This window comes from Natronospira sp. (assembly GCF_007134575.1).
GTDB lineage: Bacteria > Pseudomonadota > Gammaproteobacteria > Natronospirales > Natronospiraceae > Natronospira > Natronospira elongata.
Genome location: NZ_SLKM01000143.1, coordinates 21,197 through 27,488 on the forward strand (window position 1 = coordinate 21,197; position 6,292 = coordinate 27,488).

General features: G+C 62.6%; 7 protein-coding genes. 6 read left to right on the forward strand and 1 reads right to left on the reverse strand.

All coding sequences use genetic code 11. The features are described from left to right. Positions 1–5 precede the first annotated feature (5 nt). Genes ACJWXQ_RS05605 through ACJWXQ_RS05630 form a run of 6 tightly spaced genes read left to right on the forward strand, consistent with a single transcriptional unit; the run spans position 6 to position 5,653 of the window. Positions 6–638, forward strand: a complete 633-nt coding sequence (locus ACJWXQ_RS05605) for a tetratricopeptide repeat protein (RefSeq protein ID WP_346051053.1) — start codon at positions 6–8, stop codon at positions 636–638. After that, positions 638–1,801, forward strand: coding sequence for an outer membrane protein assembly factor BamB (gene bamB, locus ACJWXQ_RS05610; protein ID WP_346051052.1), 1,164 nt, complete (start codon positions 638–640; stop codon positions 1,799–1,801). Before ACJWXQ_RS05605 ends, bamB begins: the two co-directional genes overlap by 1 nt. A 12-nt stretch (positions 1,802–1,813) precedes the next feature. Continuing rightward, positions 1,814–3,199, forward strand: a complete 1,386-nt coding sequence (gene der / locus ACJWXQ_RS05615; protein ID WP_346051051.1) for a ribosome biogenesis GTPase Der — start codon at positions 1,814–1,816, stop codon at positions 3,197–3,199. Positions 3,200–3,223: 24 nt separating this feature from the next. Continuing rightward, on the forward strand, positions 3,224–4,822 hold the full coding sequence (locus ACJWXQ_RS05620) for a phytoene desaturase family protein (RefSeq protein WP_406672344.1): 1,599 nt from the start codon (positions 3,224–3,226) through the stop codon (positions 4,820–4,822). A 13-nt stretch (positions 4,823–4,835) separates the two neighbouring features. Next, on the forward strand, positions 4,836–5,057 hold the full coding sequence (locus ACJWXQ_RS05625) for a hypothetical protein (RefSeq protein WP_346051049.1): 222 nt from the start codon (positions 4,836–4,838) through the stop codon (positions 5,055–5,057). 29 nt (positions 5,058–5,086) lie between these two features. Then, the gene (locus tag ACJWXQ_RS05630; protein WP_346051048.1) at positions 5,087–5,653 is read left to right on the forward strand and encodes a 2OG-Fe(II) oxygenase; all 567 of its coding nucleotides are present in this window, start codon (positions 5,087–5,089) and stop codon (positions 5,651–5,653) included. 90 nt (positions 5,654–5,743) lie between these two features. On the opposite strand, the gene ACJWXQ_RS05635 is transcribed toward ACJWXQ_RS05630, so the two are convergent. Beyond that, positions 5,744–6,223 carry a peptidylprolyl isomerase gene (locus tag ACJWXQ_RS05635; RefSeq protein ID WP_346051047.1) on the reverse strand — a complete coding sequence of 160 codons (480 nt, stop codon included), beginning with the start codon at positions 6,221–6,223 and terminating at the stop codon, positions 5,744–5,746. Positions 6,224–6,292 lie beyond the last annotated feature (69 nt).

Below are 6,292 nucleotides of genomic sequence, written 5' to 3' on the forward strand. Positions count from 1 at the left end.
AACTCGTGTTTAGTTCAGACGAAGAAGCAATTGACGCAGTAAAACGCTGGTGGCGGGAAAACGGTGCCTTCGTGATTGCCGGTCTGGTGATCGGTGTTGCCCTGATTGCCGGTTGGCGTTTCTGGCAGGCCTCCATGGAGACCCAGGCCGCGGAAGCCGGCAACAGGGTGGAGCAGGTCAATATGGCCGCCGAGATGGGGGACTTTGATCAGGCGGCCACCCTGGCGGATGAATTGCTGGCCGATTATCGACGCACCTCCCAGGCTGCCCATGGCGCACTTCGGGTGGCAGCGCTGGCTGTGGACACCGGTCGCCTGGAAGAGGCCGCTGATTACCTGCGCTGGGCGGTGGATAATGGCCGCGACCAGGAACTTGCGAAACTGGCCAGGGTCCGTTTGGCGAGGGTGTACGTCGCCCTGGACGACCCCCAGTCGGCCCTGGATGTGCTGGATGGTGTTGATCCCGGGCGCTACGTGGCTCTGTTCGAGGAAGCCCGTGGCGATGCCCTGTTGGCGGCCGGGGAGCCGGCGGCGGCCCGCGAGGCCTACGGCCGGGCCCTGGATGCTGACAATGACGAGTTCGGTGCCAGTGCGGCACTGGAAATGAAGTATCACGACCTGGCCGGGTACCAAGACTGATGCCAAGCCTTTTCAGTAGAACGACTAAGCGAATTGCCCTGCTGCTCATTGCCACCGCTGCTCTGGCTGCCTGTGCCCAGCAGAGTGCCATTGAAGAGCCCCGGGACCTGGAGCGTTTTGAGGCCCGCTACGATGTAGAGCGGCTTTGGAGTGCGCGGGCGGGTGGTTCCGAAGAGCGTCTGTTTCTCGGGCTTCGCCCCGCCTCTGATGGTGAACGGGTTTATATTGCCGGGCACAATGGTCGCGTCCAGGCGGTAAACGCCGAGACCGGTCGGCGTATCTGGCAGGTGGACCTGGATGCGCCCCTCGCCGGTGGGCCCAGTCTGGCCGAGGGTCGCCTGATCGTCGGCAGCCTGGACGGGCGGGTCTTCAGCCTTCGCACCGAGGATGGTGATGTGCGTTGGCGTGAGCGCGTGAATGGCGAAATCGTGACACCGCCGGCCGTCGCGCGCGGCTATGTGGTGGTCAAGTCCGGAAATGGTTACGTCCACGGTCTTTCCCTGTCCGATGGCGGTGAGTTGTGGTCCCGCTCGGAAGAGGTGCCACCGCTCAAGATGCGGGGCAACACCAGCCCGATCATTCGGGGCAGTCGCGTCCTAGTCGGTTTCGACAATGGTCAGGTTCGCGCTTACGGTGTTCGCGACGGGCAGAACCAGTGGTCACAGATGGTAGGCATCTCCGCCGGGCGGAATGAGCTTGAGCAGATTGCCGATATTGCCCCTTTCATGGCCGCCTCCGATGACACCGTCTACGCGGTTTCCGCCTCCGATCGCATGGCGGCAGTGAGCCTCAGTGGCTCCCAGCGCTGGGAGCGGGATATTGGCAGCCTTGCCGGGCTCGATATTGATGATGACCTGGTCTATGTCACCGACCGCCACTCCGAAGTCCACGGTCTCAATCGCCGGGACGGCACCAGTGTCTGGCTTCAGGATGCCATGCGTGCTCGACAGATGACCGCGCCAGTGGTCTATCAGGACACGGTCGCCGTGGCGGATCTGGAAGGCTATGTCCATTTCCTGTCCGCTGACGGTGGTGAGCTGGTTGCCCGGGAGCGGATGAGCCGCAACCGGATCAACATGGCGCCTCTGGCCGTGGGCGACAAACTGATTGTCCAGGATGGCGAGGGGCGTGTACGCGCCTATCGACTCAAGGCCAGGGACTGAGGCCACCGCCCCATGCTGCCCGTCGTCGCACTGCTTGGCCGCCCCAATGTGGGCAAGTCCACCCTGTTCAATCAGTTGACGGGCACCCGTGATGCCCTGGTGGCGGATACGCCGGGGCTCACCCGGGACCGCCATTACGGCATCGGCCGGTCTGGAGACCGTCCCTTCATCGTGATCGACACCGGCGGCATGGGTGAAGCCGAAGCCCCGGTGGAAAGCCTGATGGAGCAACAAAGCCTGCGGGCCCTGGAAGAGGCCGATGTGGCCATTTTCGTGGTGGACGGCCGCCAGGGACTGACGCCTGCCGACGAAGAACTGGCTCGTGCCTTCCGACGCCAGAACAAGCCCGTGGTGGTGGCGGTAAACAAGGCCGAAGGCCAGGCCCGGGATGCTGCGGTAGCCGAATTCCATGCCCTGGCAATGGGCCAGCCGCGCGCCATTTCGGCCTCTCTTGGTCGCGGCATTGTCCCCCTGATGGAAGAAGTGCTATCCCATGTGCCCAGTCGGGAAGGGGAGGATGACTGGCACGAGGATGGTATCCGCGTGGCGGTTATCGGTCGCCCCAATGTGGGCAAGTCCACCCTGATAAATCGATGGCTGGGCGAGGAGCGCATGGTCGCGGCGGATGAGCCGGGTACCACCCGGGACGCGGTGCGCGTTCCCTTTCGCCGTGACGGCCGGGACTATGTGCTTGTGGATACTGCCGGGGTACGTCGTCGTGCCCGGGTGGAGGAGTACATCGAAAAGCTCAGCGTGGTGAAGACCCTCCAGGCCATTGAAGACGCCCATGTAGTGGTCGCGCTCGTGGATGGCTCCGAAGGGGTGACTGACCAGGATGCCTCCCTGATGGGGCTGGCCCTGGAGGCCGGCCGGGCCGTGGTGGTGGCCATCAACAAATGGGACGGTCTCAGTCCGGACAGGCGCGAACGCACCCGGACCGAGATGGACCTCAAGCTGCCCTTCATGACCTTTGCACCCCATCACCATATTTCCGCGAAGCATGGCACCGGTGTGGGTGAGCTGCTGGCTTCCGTGGATACGGTGTGGGAGGCGGCCAACCGTGACATGCCCACCTCCGAGCTCACCCGAGCCCTGGAAGACGCGGTATCCCGTCATGCGCCACCGGTGGCACGAGGGCATCGGATCAAACTCCGTTATGCCCACCAGGGGGGCAAGAATCCCCCGGTGATTGTTGTTCACGGTAACCAGACCGAGCGCACCCCCAAGGCCTATCGTCGGTACCTGGAAAACTATTTTCGGCAGACTTTCTCTCTTCAGGGCACACCGATCAGGATCGAGTTCAAGAGCAGCGACAATCCCTTCAAGGACAAGAAGAACAAACTCACCGACCGCCAGATTCAGAAACGCAAACGCCTGAAGAGGCATGTGAAGAAATAAGTACCGTATTGGGGCAGGGTGCCTATGGCAGCAAGCGATGACGTGATCATTATCGGTGCCGGCCACAACGGCCTCACCTGCGCCTGCTATCTGGCCCGGGCCGGTTTGTCGGTCCGCGTGCTGGAGCGCCGCCACGTGGTGGGGGGTGCGGCAGTGACCGAGGAATTCTATCCCGGTTTCCGTAATTCCACCGCCAGCTATACAGTCAGTCTTCTCAACCCCAAGGTCATTCGGGACCTGGGCCTGCACGAGCATGGCCTCAGGATTGTCGAGCGGCCGCTGTCCAACTTCCTGCCCCTGGAAAACGGAGATGCCCTGTCCCTGGGGGCCACCGAGAAAGACACCCTGGCCGATGTGGCCCGTTTTTCCAGCCAGGATGCCAGGCGCCTGCCTGAGTTCGAGCGCATGTTGTCTGCCGCTGCCGCTGCCCTGCGGGAGATGATTCTGCAGACCCCGCCCAATGTGGGAGGCGGGTTGACGGATCTGATCCATGCCCTTCGGGATGGCCGTCAGTTCGCCCGCATGAGTGCCGAGGCGAGACGGGATCTGCTCGCCCTGTTTACCCGCAGTGCCACGGACATTCTGGACCAATGGTTCGAGTCCGAGCCCATCAAGGCCATTCTTGGTTTTGACAGTATTGTCGGCAACTATGCCAGCCCGGACACCCCGGGGTCGGCCTATGTCCTGTTGCACCACGTCTTTGGCGAGGTGAACGGCAAGCCGGGCGCATGGGGCCATGCCATCGGTGGCATGGGCGCCATCACCCAGGCCATGGCCCGCGAAGCCGAGCGGCTGGGGGTCGTGATCGAGACCGAGGCGGCGGTTGACCGGGTCAGGACAAACCAGGGCAGGGTCAGCGGGGTGGAACTGGAGGATGGTCGATTCCTGCCTGCACGCCGGGTCGCGGCCAATATCGGGCCCAAGCTGCTCTACCTGAAATTGATGGACGAGTCGGACCTGCCTGCCGGGTTTCAGCAAAGAATGCAGGCCTATCGCTGTGCTTCCGGCACTTTCCGGATGAATGTGGCCCTGTCGGAGCTGCCGCGTTTCACGGCCATGCCCGAAGCCGGTCCCCATCTGTCATCGGGCATCGTCATGGCGCCCAGCCTGGAGTATATGGACCGTGCCTGGCGGGATGCACGAGACAGCGGCATTGCCCGGCGACCGGTGGTGGAAATGCTCATCCCCAGTACCCTGGATGACAGTCTGGCACCGGTCGGCAAGCACGTGGCCAGTCTCTTTTGTCAGCATTTCGCGCCGGAGGGCCCTGCCGGCGGGTGGACAGACGAGGCCCAAGAACAGGCAGCCGAGGCAGTGATCCGAACGGTCACCGAGTTCGCACCCAACTTCCGGGACAGTCTGTTGGGCTACATGGCCCTCAGCCCGGCTGACCTGGAGGCCCGTTTCGGTCTGGTGGGTGGCGATATCTTCCACGGCGCCCTGCAACTGGATCAGCTCTATTCCGCCCGCCCCATGCTGGGTTATGGTGATTATCGCGGGCCGGTGAAAGGGCTTTATCACTGCGGCTCCGGTGCCCACCCTGGTGGCGGCGTCACCGGTGCACCCGGCCATAATGCGGCCCGCGAGATTCTGCGTGACCGGCGCTGGTTCGGGCGCCATTGAAAAGAGGGCGGCCATGTTGAGACGAATCGTGGATCGAACAGGGGAGCAATGGGATATCGCCCGCGGCCATGAGTCCTACGGGGCCATGGTAATCCTCTTCTGCCGCTGTTCCGACAATCTCGTCATGAAGTCCTATATGTTCGCTGACAATGCAATGGCGGCCGACGCGGAAATCGACGGGCTGAGTGACGAGGACCTGCTGTCCCGACTGGACGAGGCCGAAGCGGGCCCCTGATCTGGAATTCAAGGCATGAGGAGATTTTGATGCAGCCCAGTAGATCCGGCACGGTGGAAGGACGTCCCATCGCGGTATTCGATGATCTTCTGCCCCTGGAGCAGATTCGTCAGTTGTTCTCGGTCCTGACTCGCAGCGGTTTCACCAAGGATGAAGCCGCGCGTTCCGATACCAGCCAGTTCACCCATTGGGCTGCCAATGTGGATCAGCCCGAAGTGCTGCCCATTTTCAAGCCCACCATTGAAGCCGCTCGATGGTTTGGTCAGACCTCGGGGCGGGCCTATCGGGTCTACCGCAGTTACTGCAATTACGCCGGCTTTGGGGATGTACTGTTCACCCACACGGACTGTCTGCCGGACCAGCATGAATTGACCGGTCTCTGGTTCATTGCCCCGGAATGGGATGTGGAGTGGGGCGGGGAAACCCTGTTCTTCAATGAGGACAAGGATGCGGAATTTGTCGTCAGCCCCCGCCCCGGTCGTCTGGTGCTCTTTGACGGCGCGATCCTGCACGCCGGCCGGCCCCCGTCCCGCATCTGTCACATGCCCCGATATACCTTCGCCTTCAAGCTTGAGCCCTATCAGCCCAGCCGCTAGGGGTGGAGGCAGGGTTGATCCGTTCTGCCAACAAAAAAGCCCGGCCGATGGCCGGGCTTTTTTCGTCTTGCGCGGCGATGAGCCCCTGAATCAGGCTTCTTCGTCGGCGCCATCGGGCTGACCGCTTTCCAGCTCCGTTTCGGAGGCATCACGCACTCCGGCAATCTTGACGTCGAAATGCAGGGTCTGGCCGGCGAGGGGGTGGTTGGCGTCGATCAGGACCTTGTCATCCCGCAGCTCCACCACGGTGATGATCTGGGCGCCTTGCTCACCCACGGCCTGGAAACGCATGCCGGGCTCGATCTCGGCGTCAGCCTGGAAGATGTCGCGCGGCACTTCCTGCTGGAGCTCGTCGGTCCGCTCACCGTAGCCGTCTTCCGGCTGCACGGTCACTTCACCGCTGTCGCCCTCTTTCCAGCCCTCGATGCCCTTTTCCAGGCCGGGGATGATGGATTGGGTGCCGTGAACAAAGGCCAGGGGCTCTCGGCCTTCGGAGCTGTCCAGGACATTGCCCTCGGTGTCTTTGAGGGTGTATTCGATTGAGACCACGCGCTTGTTGGCGACTTCCATTGAAACCTCTTGAATATTCATTCTGAAAAAAAGGACCGCTCAGCGTGACATCCCGCCAGGGCCGCGTAA

What these genes read in the sequence shown, in the direction of transcription:
- bamB (WP_346051052.1), top strand. Translation starts at nt 638, where the DNA reads ATGCCAAGCCTTTTCAGTAGAACGACTAAGCGAATTGCCCTGCTGCTC.
- der (WP_346051051.1), top strand. Translation starts at nt 1,814, where the DNA reads ATGCTGCCCGTCGTCGCACTGCTTGGCCGCCCCAATGTGGGCAAGTCC.
- ACJWXQ_RS05620 (WP_406672344.1), top strand. Translation starts at nt 3,224, where the DNA reads ATGGCAGCAAGCGATGACGTGATCATTATCGGTGCCGGCCACAACGGC.
- ACJWXQ_RS05625 (WP_346051049.1), top strand. Translation starts at nt 4,836, where the DNA reads ATGTTGAGACGAATCGTGGATCGAACAGGGGAGCAATGGGATATCGCC.
- ACJWXQ_RS05630 (WP_346051048.1), top strand. Translation starts at nt 5,087, where the DNA reads ATGCAGCCCAGTAGATCCGGCACGGTGGAAGGACGTCCCATCGCGGTA.
- ACJWXQ_RS05635 (WP_346051047.1), bottom strand. Translation starts at nt 6,223, where the DNA reads ATGGAAGTCGCCAACAAGCGCGTGGTCTCAATCGAATACACCCTCAAA.